The organism is Effusibacillus consociatus (assembly GCF_042652925.1).
GTDB classification, from domain to species: Bacteria; Bacillota; Bacilli; order Tumebacillales; family Effusibacillaceae; genus Effusibacillus; species Effusibacillus consociatus.
On the sequence record NZ_JBHSHC010000016.1, the window covers coordinates 56,225 to 73,299 of the forward strand.

Below are 17,075 nucleotides of genomic sequence, written 5' to 3' on the forward strand. Positions count from 1 at the left end.
CGTTGACAACTTAATTTCCCCGAAATATAATACTAATAGCTAATGAACATATTATTTGAGACTACGGGGAGGAACCGGGCAATGGATCAATCTACTATCAAACAGCTTGTGAAAGAAAACGGAGTAGAATTTATCATACTTCAATTTGTTGACGTTTTGGGTAACTTCAAACATCTTGAGCTTCCAATCACCCAATTGGACAAGGTGTTGGACGGAGATATTATGTTCGACGGCTCTTCCATTCTGGGGTTTGCATCGATCGAAAATTCCGACATGTACTTGAAGCCTGATCTTTCTACTTTCATGGTATTGCCTTGGAGCGATGGGAAAGAAGCTCGAGTCATTTGCGATATTTATACAGGCGATCAGAAGCCTTTTGAAGGAGATCCTCGCAGCTGCTTGAAGAGAGTTCTCGCAAAGGCGGAATCTCTCGGATTTAGCGGTCTGAATGTAGGTCCGGAGCCGGAGTTCTTCCTGTTCCCGCTTAATGAAAAGGGCGAACCTGTTTTTGAACCGCATGACAGCATTGGTTATTTTGATGCAGGTGCTCAGGACAGAGGGCAAAAAGTTCGTCAAGACATCACTCGTACCCTGCATGCTATGGGCTTTGAAGTTGAAGCCCTCCACCATGAAGTGGCAGTTGGACAACATGAAGTTGACTTTAAATACGGTGACGCTCTGTTAACTGCGGACCGCATTGTAACATTCAAGTGGGTAGTTAAAGAAGTTGCACGCAAATACGGTTTCTACGCAAGCTTTATGCCAAAACCGGTAGCACGCATTAACGGTTCCGGTATGCACGTCCATCAATCCTTGTTTACTTCTCAAGGCAATGCATTCTATGATGCAAACGATGAAATCGGCCTCTCTGAAGCTGCTCGTCAGTATCTGGCTGGTGTTCTGGCTCATGCCAAAGCGTTTGCTGCAGTTACCAACCCGACTGTTAACTCTTATAAGCGCCTGGTGCCTGGCTATGAAGCACCTTGCTACATCGCTTGGTCTTGCTCGAATCGTTCTGCGTTGATTCGTATTCCTGCTGCACGTAAAGCTGCAACCCGTATCGAAGTTCGCTGCCCGGATCCGATGGCAAACCCATACTTGGCGCTGGCTCTCATGCTCGCTTCCGGATTGGATGGAATTGAAAAGAAACTTCCTCTGGTTGCAGAAGTGAAGGAAAACATCTATCATATGTCCGAGGCTGTTCGTGCCGAATACGGTATTGAAGCTTTGCCGGCAGATTTGAACGAAGCTCTGAACAACCTGGCACAGGACGATGTACTAAAGAGCGCTCTTGGCAACCACCTCTATGAAGCTTATGTTTCTCTTAAAAAAGCCGAGTGGGATGAGTATCGCCTCGAAGTGCATCCTTGGGAGCTCAAACAGTATAACTAATCGTTCAACTGATAGAATAGAATGCCTAAATTCCCTGACTGATTATGTCAGGGAATTTTAATTTTCTGTAATCTACTGTTACATGCGTTTGACATCTTTTGGTTCCAAGGAATATAATAGTAATAAACTTATTATCATAAGGAGGGGGACAAGATGAGTGACGAGCTCCGTCGTAACCTGGCCCTTTTTCCTATCGGAATCGTTCAGAAATTAACTGAATTGACTCCCAGACAAATTCGCTATTACGAACAGCATGAACTGATTCAACCGGCACGGACTGAAGGGAATCAACGTTTGTTTTCTTTTAATGATGTAGAACGATTGCTGGAAATTAAGAAACTGATTGATCAAGGGCTTAATATGGCGGGAATTAAAAAAATGTTGGCTGCATCAGCGCCGGCCGAATTGCCTGTTAAGGAAGAAGCTAAGGAAGAAGTACAGAGGATGAAGGATCTTTCAGATGAAGAATTGCATGAGCTCCTGAAAAAAGAACTCTTCATCCATGGTCGTCCGGGAGTGTCCGGATCATTGATTCGGGGAGAATTATCCAGATTCTTCCACTGATATCATAATTCGGTAAAAGATATCTATCTGATTTTTGCAAAAGATATCGGTGTTATTTTGCAGCGGTAAAATTGCCGCTGTTACATATGCAAAGGGGGATCCACCTTGAATCGTCATTTCACCAGAGACGACATTGTACGCATGGCTAAGGAAGAAAACGTTCGTTACATCCGTTTGCAGTTTACTGATCTGCTCGGAATAATCAAGAATGTGGAAGTACCAATTTCACAATTGGACAAGGTTCTTGACAACAAAATGATGTTTGACGGATCTTCCATCGAAGGTTTCGTACGCATCGAAGAGTCTGACATGTACTTGTATCCGGATCTCGATACATGGTTAATCTTCCCGTGGGAAACTGAACACGGGAAAGTGGCTCGCTTGATCTGTGATATCTATATGCCGGATGGTACCCCGTTCGCAGGCGATCCGCGCGGTATTCTGAGAAAAGTTTTGGCTGAAGCAAAGGAAATGGGCTTCACCGCGATGAACGTTGGTCCGGAGCCCGAGTTCTTCCTGTTCCAGCTTGACCAGAACGGCAATCCGACCATGGAAGTGAACGACAAGGGCGGATACTTTGACTTGGCTCCGCTCGATCTGGGTGAAAACTGCCGTCGTGAAATCGTGTTAACTCTGGAGTCCATGGGCTTTGAAATTGAGGCTTCTCACCATGAAGTGGCAATCGGTCAGCATGAAATCGACTTCAAGTATGCAAACGCCATAACCGCAGCTGACAACATCATGACCTTTAAGCTGGTCGTGAAAACAGTTGCTCGTAAATACGGATTGCATGCTACGTTCATGCCGAAGCCGATTTTTGGAATCAACGGATCCGGGATGCACTGCCATCAGTCCCTCTTTAAAGGAAAAGAAAATGCATTCTATGATGAGACTGATGAGCTCGGTCTCTCTAAAACAGCAAGGCAGTATCTGGCTGGAATCCTTGCTCATGCACGTGGCTTTGCCGCAATTACAAATCCGACAGTGAATTCTTACAAGCGTTTGGTTCCGGGCTATGAGGCACCTTGCTATGTGGCATGGTCTGCAAAAAACCGTTCGCCTCTCGTGCGTATCCCTGCTTCTCGTGGACTTTCTACGCGTATTGAAGTTCGCAATCCGGATCCTGCCTGCAATCCGTATCTCGCGCTTGCAGTTATGTTAAAAGCAGGTCTTGACGGTATTAAGAACGAACTTCCGCTTCCGGATGCGGTTAACCGCAACATCTACGTGATGAACGAAGTGGAACGTGAAAGAATTGGAATTCGCTCTCTGCCTGGTTCCTTGAAGGAAGCTGTGGATGAACTTCTCGCTGATGATGTGATTCGTTCTGCTCTTGGCGAACATGCTGTCACCCACTTCGTTGAGGCCAAACTGATCGAATGGGATATGTTCCGTACGACAGTTCATGATTGGGAACGTGATCAATACCTTGCAACCTACTAAACCTGCCTGAATCGAAATATTCAACAAAAATGAAAGCCCGCCCCGACAAGTTGTCGGGACGGGCTTTTTATCTTGAAAGAAATCAATTAGGATACGTAGCGGAATACACCGATTACTTTTCCCAGGATCGTTACGTTTTTATAGCGTAAAGGTTCCATTGAGGAATTCTCCGGTTGGAGACGGATGTGATCCGCTTCTCTATAGAAACGCTTAACGGTCGCTTCATCATCCTCCGTCATCGCAACGATAATTTCCCCGTTTCGTGCGGTCTGTTGTTTTCGAACGATCACAAGGTCACCGTCATGAATCCCTGCTTCAATCATCGAGTCTCCTTCAACAGTCAAAAGATATAGCTCACCATCAGCTGCCATGCTAGCCGGGAGAGGGAAGTAGTCCTCGACATTTTCGACGGCAGTGATTGGGCTTCCGGCAGTTACTTTTCCAATTATGGGTACCATTACAGCGGAGAGGTCATGTTGTACAGCAGGAGTCTCCATGCCTAATACTTCGATCGCCCGGGGTTTAACCGGATCTCGTCGAATAAGACCTTTTTGCTCCAACCGTGCAAGGTGACCGTGGACAGTCGAACTTGACGCAAGGCCTACAGCATCCCCAATTTCCCGCACGGAAGGGGGATACCCTTTCTTGCGAACTTCATCTTTAATAAAATCCAGAATCTGTTGTTGGCGTTTGGACAACTTCATAGCCAAAATCTCTCTCCTAACTGTACTAGAAATGGAAACGTTTCATAGACTCTTATAAACGAATTATATCATGTGGTGGAAAAAAATACAAACATAAGTTCGATTTTTGTATTGACACGAACTAACGTTCTGGATATGATGAAGATAATCGAGAACGAATGTTCGGGAAAGGGGATTTGTTTATGTATACGTATAACCATATTCTGGGCGAGAATATTCAGCGGAAGCCTCAGAAGAAAGTGCAAGTTTTGCTTATTGGATTGATCGCAATTCTATTTGTGGGGATTGGACTTAACCTTCTTTGGGGAAACGAGGCATATGGCAGCAATGAAGAGGTTGTGGTAGTTGTACAACCTGGCGATACTCTTTGGTCCATCGCGAATGAAAATTACCAAGGGAAAGATATACAGGAAGCAATTTATTACATAAAGAAGGCGAACCGTTTGAAATCGGGGAATCTTCAGATCGGAACGGTACTTCATCTTCCTGTCTTTTGACGTTTCGCTTCACCTTGGATTACCAAATCCGGATTGCAAACAAAACAATTTGGAGTAGAACAAGTACCAGTTTGGACAAGGTTCCGAGAATAAATCCGATTAACGATGCGAACCCGACTCGAGCAATTTGACCCGCTTTTTGCACCCGAATTAGTTCACCAGCCATGGCTCCGACAACAGGACCCGCCAAGATCCCAAAAGGCCCCATCACAAACGGCCCGATCAGCATTCCGATTGCGGATCCCCAAATTGCTTGTTTGGAGCCACCCGCTCGTTTAATCCCCAAGACACTTGAAACCCAATCGGCCAGAAAGTTCAATGCGATCAGTAAAGCTTGTACCATCCAGAACCAGTACGGGAAGGCAGACCATCCTTCCAACAAGCCGTAAGAAATGATACCTGCCAAAACGAATAACGCTCCGGGTAATAAGGGGTAAAGCGTAAAAGCTATACCTGCGATAAACAATAAGATCGGTAAAACAAGCGTCACTAGCGATTCCTCCGTAATTTTTCATGTAAAGTAAAAGGCAAAGCCTGTATAATGAATGTATCATATAACAAGAGACTCGACCAAGTTGCCAGGAGGATCCAGATTTTGAGGCGTTTTCGAATTACTTTCATTGTACTAGGTTTTCTGCTGTTTATTGCAAGCATTCTTGTCTCACCTCAAGTATATTCTTATTTTCAACCGGCTACTGGAGAAGGGCGTTATATTTTATTAAGATTAGAAGACGTTGGACCGGGAGATTTTTATGGAACACCGGAAGGGATAGGGAAGTTAAAAGCGGTATTGGGATACCTACAAGAGCAGAATGTTCCCTATCATATTGCAGTTGTACCCCGCTGGAAAAGGTACTCGGAACAGGGAGGGTGGCAGGAAGCAGGGATTGATACCCCAACACCGGTAACCGCATTGTTTGTTCAAGTTTTACGTGAAGCTCAGTCGCAGGGAGCCATCCTGGGAATGCACGGGTATTCCCATCAATTTGGAGACTCTCCAAGAGCCGACGGACATCATAATTCCGGTTTTGGAAACGAGTTTAAAGTTCCAGGAGAGAACACTTCGGAAAGTCCAGCTTATGCCGCTGAACGTATTGAGAAAAGCCTTCGGGCATTTCAACTGAATGGGTTAAAGCCCGCTTTTTGGGAGTCGCCGCATTATAATTCAACACCCGGGCAACAGAAAGTATTTCGTTCTTATATGGGGCTAATCTATGAACCGAATAAGCTCCAACTGCGATCATTACGAGATATTGTATATGTACAGGAAGAAAATGACTGGATTCGATCAAGTAATGGATCGGTTTACATTCCGGCTCCCCTTCGTTACATTTTTAATCAAGAGCGGGTTCAAGAAATTCTGGATAAATTAAAGGATTATGATGGCCTTGCCAGTTTGTATTACCATCCGTATCTTGAATTTTCCTACCTGGAACCTGTTATGAAAAACGGAGAGGCAGTTTCACAAAACGGATTACCGTTATATCAATACAAAGCAGGTGAATCCTCTCCACTTCATAAGTTGGTCGAAGGAATCAAAACGAGTCATTACCGGTTTGGAACCATTCATGATGTAGTCCCATTTTCTCCTGCTCATAGGGTTATGACAGCTTCACACCTCAAAGAAGGATGTTTATTGACTGGGGATGTAAACGGGGATGGTAAGGATGACTGGGTTGGGATCGATACGAATCGCGGACAGGCAATTGTCACACTTTCCAATTTAGAATGGCCGCGTAACAGGAAAACGGGTGAAGCGAGCAATTGGTTACACAACGAAATGCTTAAGCAAAAAAGTGTCTTTTTGCTCATGGATTCGAATGGCGACAAGCAGATGGACCTGCTGCAGATTCGCGATCATGAATTGTTATTGTTTAAAAATCAGTCCGGTTCCTTTCGAAACGAACCGGAAAATGTCACTCTCCCTACGGAGCTCCAATCTTTACTGAAGGATAAGCAAGGCAAGGATGTAAAATGGGTGTCCGGCTACCAGAAATCCAATCATCAATCGCTGCTCGTCAGACTCGAGCTAAAGCAACACAAAGGTCAGACCTTTGTTATCGAAAACCTCTCGCTTGTTTCCAAGGGCGTATTCGAAATCCCATCTTCTATTGCCTTGACTTTACAGACTCAAGCATTTCTTGGTGATGTAGACGGAAACGGCTATGCGGATTTAATCTTAATCGATCCGAATACCAAACAGGTATGGGTGATGAAAGGGCAGGACAGCCAATTTGCAGCACCGGAAATCTGGTATTCTTCCAGTCATGGGGAACGGGCGTCTGCGGCGGACTATAACGGTGATGGCAAAACGGATTTGTTATTTTATGATCGCAATGGAATTTGGCAAGTAGTTCATTCTAACGGTTCGAAGTTCGAAAGGATGCCGGCTTCGTTTGGACCGTGGGCACAAAATGTTAATGGGATGCCGGTATCGGGAGATTGGGACGGCAACGGCAAAGCGGATATTGGGCTGTATGACCCGAATCGCAGTTTTATAGATGCAGCGCTGTCCTATCAGGATTGAATTTGTAACGATTTTCCGTTAGATTCCAAGATAGAGGTGAAAATTATGTCAGTTGAAGAACATCGGAAAGAAGCTCCAAAAACAGTAACTTGTATGGTCATCACCGTGAGTGATACGAGAACTGAAGAGACCGACAAAAGCGGCCAACTCATGATGCAGCTTTTGAAAGAAAACGGATATCAAGTGGCAGATTATCGTATCGTAAAAGACGAGTACGACTCAATTCGAAGCTTGATTTCGGAAGGAGCAGCGTCTCCGGACATTGAGGCGATCCTGCTGAATGGGGGTACCGGAATTACTGATCGGGATACCACATACGAAGCGGTCGATTCGATGCTGGAAAAGAAGATGCCCGGTTTTGGGGAAATTTTTCGTTATTTAAGCTTCACGGAAGATATCGGTCCGGCAGCAATTCTTAGTCGTGCGATTGCCGGGGTATGCCAAGGAACCGCAGTTTTCTCAATGCCCGGATCCTCAGGAGCTGTGAAGTTGGCGATGACAAGAATCATCATTCCTGAGCTCGCACATGTCATGCGAGAGATTTACAAAGACAAGAAATAATGAATTACGAAGAAAAGGTCCGTTCTGAACTGGTCAAATGGGAATCGGAAATGATGCAGGAAGCATGGGTGCTGCAGCGATGGTCGCGAAAGCTCCAACAACGGGTGGACAAATTGATTCCCGAGAAAGTTCATCAGACGTTATCGAAAGCAATGGAGATAGCGGTGAAGAGCGTTTTGTCCGGTATCGATATGCTTCCTTTCTCCGAAACAAAGTTGGCGGAGTACCGCAGTCTTACACTTGTGGAACAAGACGTGTATTGTGGCGACTTACTCTCGAAATACAAGAAAATAGCCGCTGCTGAAGGTGTCGGAACTGGAGTTGGCGGTATTCTTTTGGCTGCCGTAGATTATCCGGCGCTTCTTGCCATAAAACTCAAGTTCTTATCCGAGACAGCGCAAATCTATGGATTTGATATCCGGGAATACTCTGAACGAGTTTTCCTGTTAAAGGTGTTTCAGTTGGCGTATTCCGGGGATGCAAGCAGGAAAAGAGTCTTCGAACAGGTCAAATATTGGAATGGAAAGACAGGTTTTCCAACAGAAGACGCCAGTTTGGAGGAAGCCGTGAGTTGGCGGGAGTTTTACACGGAATACAGAGAATCGATCGAATTTAAAAAAATCCTTTCGTTCATCCCAATCGTAGGAGCTGCGTTTAGCGGTTGGGCAAATTATTCGCTCCTCGACGAACTTGGAAGCTGTGCCAAAAACGCATACCGAATGCGGTTGCTTAACAAGAGGGCGACTAGATGAAATAAGACATCCAAACGAATAATCTCATACGAAAAAGCCCGCAAACAAAAAGCCTGCCCCAATCACTGTTGGGGCGGGCTTTTTGTTTAGTTGTGAAAAATTCTTTTTTAAGAAGCTGTTGGTGGAGAATCGGGGACAGTTGGCATCCGATTCGCTTCTTCTTCTTGCAGAGCCCTTTTTAATACTTTTCCGACCATGGTTTTCGGCAGTTCCTTGCGGAATTCATACAACCGGGGAACTTTATAGGCTGCCAGTCTTTCCCGACAGAATTTGTCCAGTTCAGCTTCGGTCACTGTTTGACCTTCTTTAAGGACGATAAAAGCTTTGACAGTCTCACCTCGGTAGGGATCCGGCACTCCGATCACTGCAGCTTCCAGCATCGCCGGGTGTTCGAACAGGACTTCTTCGACTTCCCGCGGATAAATGTTAAATCCGCCAGCAATGATCATATGTTTCTTGCGGTCTACAATATAAAAATATCCTTTCTCATCCATTGTGGCGATATCACCTGTGAAGAGCCAGCCATCCTTCAAGGTTTCCGCAGTTTCCTCCGGGCGGTTCCAATACCCCTTCATAATTTGCGGTCCTTTAACGATCAGCTCACCGGCTTTTCCCGGTTCAACTTCTTCTAACGTAGCGGGATCGACAACTTTGGCAATCGTATCCGGCCATGGAAGACCGATCGATCCGTTTATACGGTGTCCCCAGATTGGATTGGCGTGGGTAACCGGAGAAGCTTCTGTCAATCCGTAACCTTCTACAAGCTTGCCGCCAGTGATCGCTTCAAAACGTTCCTGAACCTCAAGCGGAAGAGGTGCCGAGCCGCTGATACAAGCTTTAATGGAAGACAGATCGTATTTTTCGAGATCCGGATGGTTCAGCAGGGCGATGTACATGGTTGGAGCTCCCGGAAAGAGTGTCGGCTTTTCTTTTTGGATTGTGGCCAACACGTCCCCCGGTTGGAACCTTGGAAGCAAGATCATCTTGGAAGCTGTCATAACGGCAAGGTTCATCCCAACAGTCATCCCGTATACATGAAAGAAGGGAAGAACACAAAGCACGCTTTCCTCTCCTGGCTTGCATTTGTACATCCAGTGCTTCGCCTGGCAGGTGTTGGCGATTAGATTCTCGTGTGTCAGCATAACTCCTTTTGATAAACCGGTGGTGCCGCCCGTATATTGCAGGAGGGCCAGATCCTCTTGTGGATTGATCTCCGTGGAAACGGGAGTTGTTGGTGAGCTGGAGAGTAATCGTTTAAATGACAAAACTTTGTCACTGTAAGGAACTGCTACAAAGAGTCCCTCTTTTTTCACTTTTATCGGATACAAAAGATTTTTCGGGAACGGCAGATAATCCTTAATACTGGTTACGATAATCGTTTCTAACGATGTTCCCTCACTGGCATTCGCTACTTTGGGATACACCAAATCCAAACACACGAGGATCCGAATTCCTGAATCGGTTACCTGGTGATGGATTTCCCGTTCCATATATAACGGATTGAATTGGACTACTACAGCACCTGTAAAAAGGGCCCCATAATAGGCGATAATGTTCTGCGGGCAATTGGGGAGCATGATGCCGACCCGGTCGCCTTTTTTGATCCCGAGTGCTTGCAAGCCGTTCGCAAATCGATAGGCTTCTTCCAGTACTTTTTTGTAAGAAAGCGTTTTCCCCATGAACGAAACAGCAGTGTGGTTCGGATATTCCCGTGCAGATTGTTCGAGTAAGCCACTTAAAGGCTGCTTTGGATAATTTATGGTCTGGGGAACTTCCTGAGGATACATAGTTACCCATGGTGTGTCTGGCATGTGAATCCCTCTCTCCCTATCATTCTATCAATGAAATCGTAGCACAATACCGACTAGTCAGTCAATTGTCGTATTTGGACGAATTTACGCATTATTTTATTGGTTTATTTTATGAAAAAACCATAAAGTTTAGAATGGAACGCAGTTTTTTAGCAGGATTTTCAATTGTTTTACCGAATATATCTTTATCTTTTATATGAAAGGGTGTATATAGTTGAACAAAACCGATCTGATCGCAATCGTTGCGGAGAAAGCTGCTCTGAAAAAAGTGGAGGCTGAAAAAGCTGTGAATGCAATCCTGGATTCAATTGGAGAAGCATTGAAAAATGGGGAGAAGGTTCAGTTAATCGGATTTGGAACGTTTGAAACCCGTCAACGTTCTGCTCGTACTGGCCGCAACCCGCAAACAGGAAAGGAAATCACGATTCCTGCTACGAATGTTCCGGCGTTCAAACCTGGCAGCGGCTTGAAAGATCTCCTCAAGTAACATACAAATTCGGCAATACATACTTCAGCGCACTCCTGACGGGGTGCGTTTTTTACTGGTGGTCAAGACAACGGCATAGGAATTTCTTTCCGTGGGACAATGTATAGAGGAGCCATTCGGATAAGGAATGATTGATATGTTAATTTATGATTCTTTATCTCAAAAAATTCGAACCGTCGATTCTTGGGTCCCACTTGGGGAGAATGAGACTGCGTGGATTCACGTAACAGGTGAACAACCCAAAACCCTTTTGCCCTTTCTGAAGAACTGGGTTCATCCTCATCCGCTTGTAATAGAAAATTTTTCAGAGAGGAATTATAGACCGAAGATTCATTTATTCAAGGATCACGCTTTTATGACTTTTTTGGGCATCCGGAATCTCTATGACCTGGTCGAATTCAGCATTCTCGTCGGAAAAAATTTCGTAATTACTGCCTTAAGGGAGCCATTGCCGTTTATTGAAAACGTTCGAAGGAACTTTCAGGATCAACCTGAAAATATGCGCCACACAGGGCACATCTTGTATCATTTACTGGATGAACTGGGGGAGAATCACCTCTATTCAGTTGACCGCATTGTAGAGGAGATCCAGAAAGTGGAGAGGGAAGTCTTTGATAATCCGTTTTCAAATGATATAGGGCATCAGATCTTTGAGTGGCGGAATCAAATTCATGAATTAAGACGGTGTGTGGAGGAGGAACTTGAAGTCATTCGACGGTTGAGAAGTTCCGAGCTTCCTTACGTTGACGAAGAATCAGGTTTTTATTTTCAGGATTTGGAGGACGACTTTAACAGAGTCTTGAATGCTTTTGATGCTTTTAAAGAACAAATGCGTGGGGTAATTGATCTGCAAACCTCGCTGAAAGCGGATCACATGAATTCAATCATGAAGACATTGACGCTCGTAAGTGTCGTATTTATCCCGATCACTTTCTTGGCGGGGATCTATGGAATGAATTTTGAATACATGCCGGAACTCAAGTGGAGGTATGGGTATTTAGGATTATGGCTGATCGTTCTGACGATCGCTTTGTCAATCATCACCTATTTTAGAAAACGGAGATGGTGGTGACATAATATATTTACGGTAAAGGAGGTGAAGGCATGACATCTAAGGATAAAATTCGAACATGTTTGCAGCAGTGTGAAGGAATTTATGCAGACCTTCAATCTGCCATGGACCAAGCACACGACGGGATGGCAAAACAGCGTTTGGAAAGCGCGATGACCAACATGGAAGCATGTATCAATGATTGCCGAAGCGCTCTCGATAATGTATAAACCGCAACCAGTCCATTTGTGACAAGGGGGATGACAGATGAAAGAGGACACAAAACGAATTCCCAAAACGGAGGATTCCAGTCGTTTGACCACCAGATCGCGGACCAACAAAGAAAATGAGTCACGGACAAGAAGCGATCCGGAGAAAGGTCCCGAAAATAAATAAAAGTTGAAAGCGGAAAAGCCAAGCAGCAGATGCATGGCTTTTTCTCTTTGCGTTTTGTTATTCCCCATTTTCAATCTTGTCCTTGATATATTGTTTAATCTGGGTATAAAGCGGTATTGGAGATGATTTGTCAGGTTTCCATTCGAGATCAAACATTCTGATCCTCCCACAAACTGCATTCTCTTACATTCATGTTACTACTTGGTTGGGTTTGAATCCATCCAAATGGTTGGAGAAACCGGTTGATTTTTTAAGTACGATTGTAGTTAAACGCCGGTTCGGTTGGGAGGAGATCATTTGATTCAGGCTTTCATCCATGGGTTGATTCTGGCTCTAGGGCTTATTCTTCCGTTGGGGATACAGAATGTATTTGTATTTAATCAGGGAGCGCTGCAAAAACGTTTCATCAACGCCCTGCCGGTTGTAATAACGGCATCATTATGCGACAGTCGTATTGAGTTCTTTTTGGGTGAAAACGGGATTGCTTGCCGCACACTTTTGATTTCATTGGCCGTTTTAGGGGTATCCGTAGGGATCGTATTTTTGCTTTATATGGGGTGGACTACTTGGAAAAGCACTCCCGCCGCGATGGAGAAAGCGGACACTGACAATGATAAAGAGGGGACCCGGGAGGCAGTTCAGGGGTTTACTCCCTGGAAGCAAATTGCGTTTGCTGCCTCCGTGTCACTACTGAATCCCCACGCAATCTTGGATACGATTGGAGTCATCGGGACCAGTTCGCTTAACTACAGCGGTACAGAGAAGGTAATTTTTGCACTTTCATCTATCTTGCTGTCGTGGATCTGGTTCATTGGATTGGCTACAGCAGGGCGAATCACAGGCCAATTCGATCCGTCCGGAAAGCTCGTTGGGATCCTGAATAGGGTTTCCGCGTTGGTTATGTGGGGATCCGCCTTGTATCTCTTTTATACGTTACTATTGTAACTGCAAACGGGGGGTTCAACCCGCTAGCGTCCGCGTCGCTTGTTTCCCGTCCGTTTGCTCCCATCTCTTTTGCCGGCAACGGGCCGATTTTGAACAGTGCGACGATTGGTGTCACCGGTACGCACTTTGGACAACTCGCTTACTTTCTTTGCAGGAGTTGGGGTCTTGGCGAGATTCCCCTCCACAGTCCGCTTTTCCAATGTGGCACGAACTCCTTTTTCAATCATTCGCAAAAAGTCCCTGTCACGAGGGGAGACGAAAGTAACCGCAACACCTGTTTGTCCGGCTCGACCGGTTCTGCCGATCCGGTGGATATAGCTCTCCACGTCGTGGGGGATATCATAGTTAAATACATGGGTGACGCCTTCCACATCCAAACCTCTGGCGGCAACGTCGGTTGCAACCAGGATTTGGAGCTTTGCCTCACGAAACCGTTTCATCACCTGTTCTCTTTTTGTCTGGGAAAGATCTCCATGGAGCTCATCTGACAGGTAGCCTCTCCGGAGTAACGCTTCATTTAGTGTACTGGCACGCCGTTTTGTGCGGCAAAAAACGATTGCCAAAAAAGGTTTGTACTCATCAATCATTTTACAGAGAGCGTTTTGTTTTTGGCGGTCGGTTGTTTCGACCACGACTTGTCGGATCTCCTCCAATGTGACCTTCTTTGGCTGAATTCGGACCTCTTGTGGGGATCGCATGTAACGGGAAGCGAGCGCACGAATGCTCTTTGGCATTGTAGCTGAAAACAGTGCAGTCTGCCGGTCGGATGGCAGTTGAGTCAAAATCTGTTCCACCTCTCCGAGGAACCCCAGATCCAGCATCTGATCCGCTTCGTCCAATACCAGCATGGAAAGCCGGCTGAAATTGACCGTGCCCCGGCGAAGGTGATCCAAAAGCCTGCCTGGCGTTCCGACTACAACGTGGACATGGCCTTGTAACTTTCGGATTTGTCGTTCCACGTCTTGGCCTCCGTAAACAGCAAGAACGTTTGCACCCACACAAGGGGCCAATTTTTCCAGTTCTTCCGTGATCTGCAGTGCCAGTTCTCGGGTCGGTGTTACGATGAGCGCTTGAATCTCACCCTTCCGGACATCGATCGTTTCTAAAATTGGCAGCACAAAGGCGAGTGTTTTGCCTGTCCCGGTTTGCGCCTGTCCAATCAGGTCGTCACCGGCCAAGAGCACTGGGATTGCCTGTTGTTGAATCGGGGTGGGTTCGTTGATTCCGTGAGTAAGTAATGTTTCGATCAGCGCGTTTCGAATCGCAAGTTCTTGAAAATGGGATGTCATAAAAATCCATACCCTCCTAACAGACATAGTGTGTGCTGCATCAAGAAAGCCATTCCCTTAAATAGGAATGGCCGTTTTTCTTTACCGGACTCCTTGTTTTGCCCAAGCCTCCACGTTCCACTCTTCCGTAATCCAGTCTTTGTAGAATTCAGGTTCGTGTGAAACAAGGAGAATCGTTCCTTTGTAGTTTTTCAACGCAATCGCCAATTCTTCTTTTGCCGCAACGTCCAAGTGATTGGTGGGCTCATCCAGCAGCAGCCAATTGCTTGGTGTGAGCATCAGTTTGCAAAGCCGTACTTTGGCATGTTCGCCCCCAGACAAAGCAGAAAGCTTTGAAGTGATATGCTCATTCCCAAGTCCGCAGCGGGCCAAGTTGGCACGCACTTCTTGGTTGGTCAGATTGGGGAAAGATTCCCAAACGTCTTCCAATGCGGTTACATTCTTGGTGATTTTGGTTTCTTGTTCAAAATAGGCCGGGTGCAGGTAATCGCCACGCTCAACGGAACCGTTCAATGGTTGCAAAATGCCCATCAGAGTTTTCAGGAGAGTAGATTTTCCCATCCCGTTGCAGCCGGTGATGGCAATCTTTTTGCCTCGCTCCACAGCAATTGCAAGCTCGGGGAGCAGGGGGTAGGAGTACCCGATCTGCAAATTTTTGGCCGTAACCACTTCCTTAGAAGACAGCCGCGCTTCCGCGAAACGGAAGGAGGGGCGGGGATAGGTCACCGGCCGATCGATCCGTTCCATCTTGTCGAGTATTTTTTGCCGGGACTTGGCTCGTCCTGAGGTAGATGCCCGAGCTTTATTGCGTGCGATAAAGTCCTCCAAACGGGAGATCTCTTCCCGTTGGCGTTCATAGGCGTTTTCGTGCTGGAGCCTTTTTTGCTCGTAGACTCTGAGAAATTGTTCATAATCCCCTGTATATGCAGTTAATTTGCCGCCTTCCAGGTGATAAATGCGATTTACCACATCGTTCATGAAGAAGGTATCGTGGGAAATCAGCAAAAAACTGTACGGATATTCTTGCAGGTATCGGGTTAACCACTCAATGTGCTCGGTATCGAGGTAGTTTGTAGGTTCATCCAGCAGCAACACGTTCGGTTTCTCCAGCAGCAGCTTGGCAAGCAAGACTTTGGTGCGTTGGCCGCCGGACAGGTCACTGACGTCACGATCCAGGCCGATTGCAGTCAATCCCAGACCTTTTGCCAGCTCTTCGATATGCACATCAATGGTATAGAATCCGCTGACTTCCAATCTTTCTTGGATCTCGCCCATGTCCTCAAGCAATTTCTCCAATTCGTCGGGTGAGGCATCGGCCATTTTTTCCGCGATAACGGTCAATTCCTGTTCAAGGTCAAGTAAAGGGCGGAAGGCATCGCGAAGAATATCGCGAATGGTGTTGCCGGGTGTGAGCTTCGTATGCTGATCCAAGTAGCCTACCGTTGCCCGGTTGGACCATTCGATTTTGCCTTCGTCAGGCTCAATGCCTCCTGTAATGATGCTCATCAATGTGGACTTGCCGACACCATTGGCTCCTACGAGTCCAATGCGCTCGCCGCGAAGCAAGCGAAACGATATTTTAGTAAAAAGGGTTCGAGCACCAAACCCATGGGAAACATCAGTCACAGTCAAAACACTCATGCCGGAACCCTCCCTTAATAGTAGTAGGCATGATTTAAAAATTATACCATATCTTTTTAAATACAAGGAGGAGGAAAGAGAAAACCTGTTAAACAAAAATGGATACATACCAAATCCAAATGACTAAGAACATTAAGGGTGAAACAAACGCAGCAGCCCTTTTTCGTTTTCAGATTGAGTCCGATAATATACATTATGTTAACCAATAAAAATGTAGATTCATAAATTAAACCTCTCGTTTAAATAAAAATGCCCTTCGATATATATGAAGGGCGCCAAGTAATCCGATATTTAGTGACCACTAAGATATACAATCGGACCGAAAGTATTCCGTACATATTACCATAGCAGCCTTAACTGTGTTTCTAGAATTTTCCCTGCATTTTAAAACCCGACTTCGACAGTCCGTAGATGTACAAACCGCCACGAGCCCAATCAGGACAAGGGAATCGGCGGTTGTGGATAACTTCATGTGGTGCCTACAAATTTTTGGGGTCAAGAAAGCGAAATGTCCCATATTTGCTGAGGTTCTTCAATGTTGAGAGCCGAAACAATTGCCCGATGTTCTTCCGTCAATTCGGTCCGCTGACGTAGCTTTCCGGCATCCAAACGGTATTCAATCAAATGCAACGTCTGCATGAGTGACCGAACGTCCCGCCATGTTCGGCCAGTCTGGTTTTCAATGATTCGTATGAGCATCAACCCCAGCCAACAAAGCAGGACGTCCGAACGAATCCGTTCTTCTTTCCGGTGATAAACAGGCCGCAATTCCAGCGACTGTTTCAGCGTGCGAAAGGCTGCCTCGACTTTCAGAAGCTGCTTGTAGCCAAGCGCGACGTCTTCGGTAGAAAGCGTGTCATCAGACGTACGAAGCAAGTACTTGCCGTCAAGGTGCCCCATCGCTTTGACAGCATCCAGGTCGATACGCAGATTGCCACGCTTATCGATTTTCAAATAGCGTTTGTAGGTCGGATGACTGTGAAGTCGGCAATGCGCCTTCGTATGTGCGTCCCCG

The 17,075-nt window shown here is 46.0% G+C and carries 18 protein-coding genes; 12 read left to right on the forward strand and 6 right to left on the reverse strand.

Annotated elements, in window-relative coordinates:
* Window positions 1-81 precede the first annotated feature (81 nt).
* The 3 genes from glnA (ACFO8Q_RS03200) (at window position 82) to glnA (ACFO8Q_RS03210) (ending at window position 3,399) form a co-directional block, all read left to right on the forward strand.
* A complete protein-coding gene (glnA, locus tag ACFO8Q_RS03200; RefSeq protein ID WP_380024252.1) occupies window positions 82-1,392 on the forward strand; it encodes a type I glutamate--ammonia ligase in 1,311 nt (436 codons plus the stop codon).
* Window positions 1,393-1,545: 153 nt separating this feature from the next.
* Window positions 1,546-1,956, forward strand: a complete 411-nt coding sequence (locus tag ACFO8Q_RS03205; protein ID WP_380024254.1) for a MerR family transcriptional regulator — start codon at window positions 1,546-1,548, stop codon at window positions 1,954-1,956.
* A gap of 141 nt (window positions 1,957-2,097) precedes the next feature.
* Window positions 2,098-3,399 (forward strand): type I glutamate--ammonia ligase, encoded by a 1,302-nt coding sequence (glnA, locus tag ACFO8Q_RS03210; RefSeq protein WP_380024278.1) that lies wholly within the window; start codon window positions 2,098-2,100, stop codon window positions 3,397-3,399.
* 86 nt (window positions 3,400-3,485) lie between these two features.
* Here the strand turns inward: glnA (ACFO8Q_RS03210) and lexA are convergent, their stop codons facing one another.
* Window positions 3,486-4,103 carry a transcriptional repressor LexA gene (gene lexA / locus ACFO8Q_RS03215; protein WP_380024279.1) on the reverse strand — a complete coding sequence of 206 codons (618 nt, stop codon included), beginning with the start codon at window positions 4,101-4,103 and terminating at the stop codon, window positions 3,486-3,488.
* A gap of 182 nt (window positions 4,104-4,285) precedes the next feature.
* Between lexA and ACFO8Q_RS03220 the strand changes: the two genes are divergently transcribed.
* Window positions 4,286-4,600: a LysM peptidoglycan-binding domain-containing protein gene (locus ACFO8Q_RS03220; RefSeq protein ID WP_380024255.1), complete on the forward strand. Its 315-nt coding sequence runs from the start codon at window positions 4,286-4,288 to the stop codon at window positions 4,598-4,600.
* Window positions 4,601-4,619: 19 nt separating this feature from the next.
* Here the strand turns inward: ACFO8Q_RS03220 and ACFO8Q_RS03225 are convergent, their stop codons facing one another.
* A complete protein-coding gene (locus ACFO8Q_RS03225; RefSeq protein ID WP_380024256.1) occupies window positions 4,620-5,090 on the reverse strand; it encodes a DUF456 domain-containing protein in 471 nt (156 codons plus the stop codon).
* Window positions 5,091-5,195: 105 nt separating this feature from the next.
* On the opposite strand from ACFO8Q_RS03225, the gene ACFO8Q_RS03230 reads away from it, so the two are divergent.
* Genes ACFO8Q_RS03230 through ACFO8Q_RS03240 form a run of 3 tightly spaced genes read left to right on the forward strand, consistent with a single transcriptional unit; the run spans window position 5,196 to window position 8,440 of the window.
* Window positions 5,196-7,127 (forward strand): DUF2334 domain-containing protein, encoded by a 1,932-nt coding sequence (locus ACFO8Q_RS03230; RefSeq protein WP_380024257.1) that lies wholly within the window; start codon window positions 5,196-5,198, stop codon window positions 7,125-7,127.
* A 36-nt stretch (window positions 7,128-7,163) separates the two neighbouring features.
* The gene (locus ACFO8Q_RS03235) at window positions 7,164-7,688 is read left to right on the forward strand and encodes a MogA/MoaB family molybdenum cofactor biosynthesis protein (RefSeq protein WP_380024258.1); all 525 of its coding nucleotides are present in this window, start codon (window positions 7,164-7,166) and stop codon (window positions 7,686-7,688) included.
* On the forward strand, window positions 7,688-8,440 hold the full coding sequence (locus tag ACFO8Q_RS03240) for an EcsC family protein (RefSeq protein WP_380024260.1): 753 nt from the start codon (window positions 7,688-7,690) through the stop codon (window positions 8,438-8,440). Before ACFO8Q_RS03235 ends, ACFO8Q_RS03240 begins: the two co-directional genes overlap by 1 nt.
* A 107-nt stretch (window positions 8,441-8,547) precedes the next feature.
* On the opposite strand, the gene ACFO8Q_RS03245 is transcribed toward ACFO8Q_RS03240, so the two are convergent.
* Window positions 8,548-10,251, reverse strand: coding sequence for a long-chain-fatty-acid--CoA ligase (locus tag ACFO8Q_RS03245; RefSeq protein WP_380024262.1), 1,704 nt, complete (start codon window positions 10,249-10,251; stop codon window positions 8,548-8,550).
* Between the two features lie 214 nt (window positions 10,252-10,465).
* On the opposite strand from ACFO8Q_RS03245, the gene ACFO8Q_RS03250 reads away from it, so the two are divergent.
* From ACFO8Q_RS03250 to ACFO8Q_RS03270, 5 genes are all read left to right on the forward strand, one after another.
* Window positions 10,466-10,738, forward strand: a complete 273-nt coding sequence (locus ACFO8Q_RS03250; RefSeq protein WP_380024264.1) for an HU family DNA-binding protein — start codon at window positions 10,466-10,468, stop codon at window positions 10,736-10,738.
* A 136-nt stretch (window positions 10,739-10,874) separates the two neighbouring features.
* Entirely contained in the window at window positions 10,875-11,810 is a 936-nt protein-coding gene (locus tag ACFO8Q_RS03255) for a magnesium transporter CorA family protein (RefSeq protein WP_380024281.1), read from the forward strand.
* A 32-nt stretch (window positions 11,811-11,842) separates the two neighbouring features.
* Window positions 11,843-12,019, forward strand: a complete 177-nt coding sequence (locus tag ACFO8Q_RS03260; protein ID WP_380024266.1) for a hypothetical protein — start codon at window positions 11,843-11,845, stop codon at window positions 12,017-12,019.
* A gap of 37 nt (window positions 12,020-12,056) precedes the next feature.
* Complete coding sequence (locus ACFO8Q_RS03265; RefSeq protein WP_380024268.1) at window positions 12,057-12,185, forward strand: hypothetical protein; 129 nt, start codon at window positions 12,057-12,059, stop codon at window positions 12,183-12,185.
* Between the two features lie 297 nt (window positions 12,186-12,482).
* Entirely contained in the window at window positions 12,483-13,130 is a 648-nt protein-coding gene (locus ACFO8Q_RS03270) for a LysE/ArgO family amino acid transporter (protein ID WP_380024269.1), read from the forward strand.
* 23 nt (window positions 13,131-13,153) lie between these two features.
* Here ACFO8Q_RS03270 and ACFO8Q_RS03275 read toward each other — a convergent pair whose 3' ends face one another.
* The 3 genes from ACFO8Q_RS03275 to ACFO8Q_RS03285 form a co-directional block, all read right to left on the reverse strand.
* Window positions 13,154-14,419: a DEAD/DEAH box helicase gene (locus ACFO8Q_RS03275; RefSeq protein WP_380024271.1), complete on the reverse strand. Its 1,266-nt coding sequence runs from the start codon at window positions 14,417-14,419 to the stop codon at window positions 13,154-13,156.
* Between the two features lie 81 nt (window positions 14,420-14,500).
* Entirely contained in the window at window positions 14,501-16,060 is a 1,560-nt protein-coding gene (locus ACFO8Q_RS03280) for an ABC-F family ATP-binding cassette domain-containing protein (protein WP_380024272.1), read from the reverse strand.
* Between the two features lie 495 nt (window positions 16,061-16,555).
* A partial coding sequence (locus ACFO8Q_RS03285) for an IS1634 family transposase (protein WP_465251875.1) occupies window positions 16,556-17,075 on the reverse strand: 520 nt, incomplete at its 5' end.

Bases quoted from the DNA above. Each gene is read 5' to 3' on its own strand.
- glnA (WP_380024252.1), top strand. From the start codon at position 82: ATGGATCAATCTACTATCAAACAGCTTGTGAAAGAAAACGGAGTAGAA.
- ACFO8Q_RS03205 (WP_380024254.1), top strand. From the start codon at position 1,546: ATGAGTGACGAGCTCCGTCGTAACCTGGCCCTTTTTCCTATCGGAATC.
- glnA (WP_380024278.1), top strand. From the start codon at position 2,098: ATGGCTAAGGAAGAAAACGTTCGTTACATCCGTTTGCAGTTTACTGAT.
- lexA (WP_380024279.1), bottom strand. From the start codon at position 4,103: ATGAAGTTGTCCAAACGCCAACAACAGATTCTGGATTTTATTAAAGAT.
- ACFO8Q_RS03220 (WP_380024255.1), top strand. From the start codon at position 4,286: ATGTATACGTATAACCATATTCTGGGCGAGAATATTCAGCGGAAGCCT.
- ACFO8Q_RS03240 (WP_380024260.1), top strand. From the start codon at position 7,688: ATGAATTACGAAGAAAAGGTCCGTTCTGAACTGGTCAAATGGGAATCG.
- ACFO8Q_RS03245 (WP_380024262.1), bottom strand. From the start codon at position 10,251: ATGCCAGACACACCATGGGTAACTATGTATCCTCAGGAAGTTCCCCAG.
- ACFO8Q_RS03255 (WP_380024281.1), top strand. From the start codon at position 10,875: ATGTTAATTTATGATTCTTTATCTCAAAAAATTCGAACCGTCGATTCT.
- ACFO8Q_RS03260 (WP_380024266.1), top strand. From the start codon at position 11,843: ATGACATCTAAGGATAAAATTCGAACATGTTTGCAGCAGTGTGAAGGA.
- ACFO8Q_RS03265 (WP_380024268.1), top strand. From the start codon at position 12,057: ATGAAAGAGGACACAAAACGAATTCCCAAAACGGAGGATTCCAGTCGT.
- ACFO8Q_RS03275 (WP_380024271.1), bottom strand. From the start codon at position 14,419: ATGACATCCCATTTTCAAGAACTTGCGATTCGAAACGCGCTGATCGAA.
- ACFO8Q_RS03280 (WP_380024272.1), bottom strand. From the start codon at position 16,060: ATGAGTGTTTTGACTGTGACTGATGTTTCCCATGGGTTTGGTGCTCGA.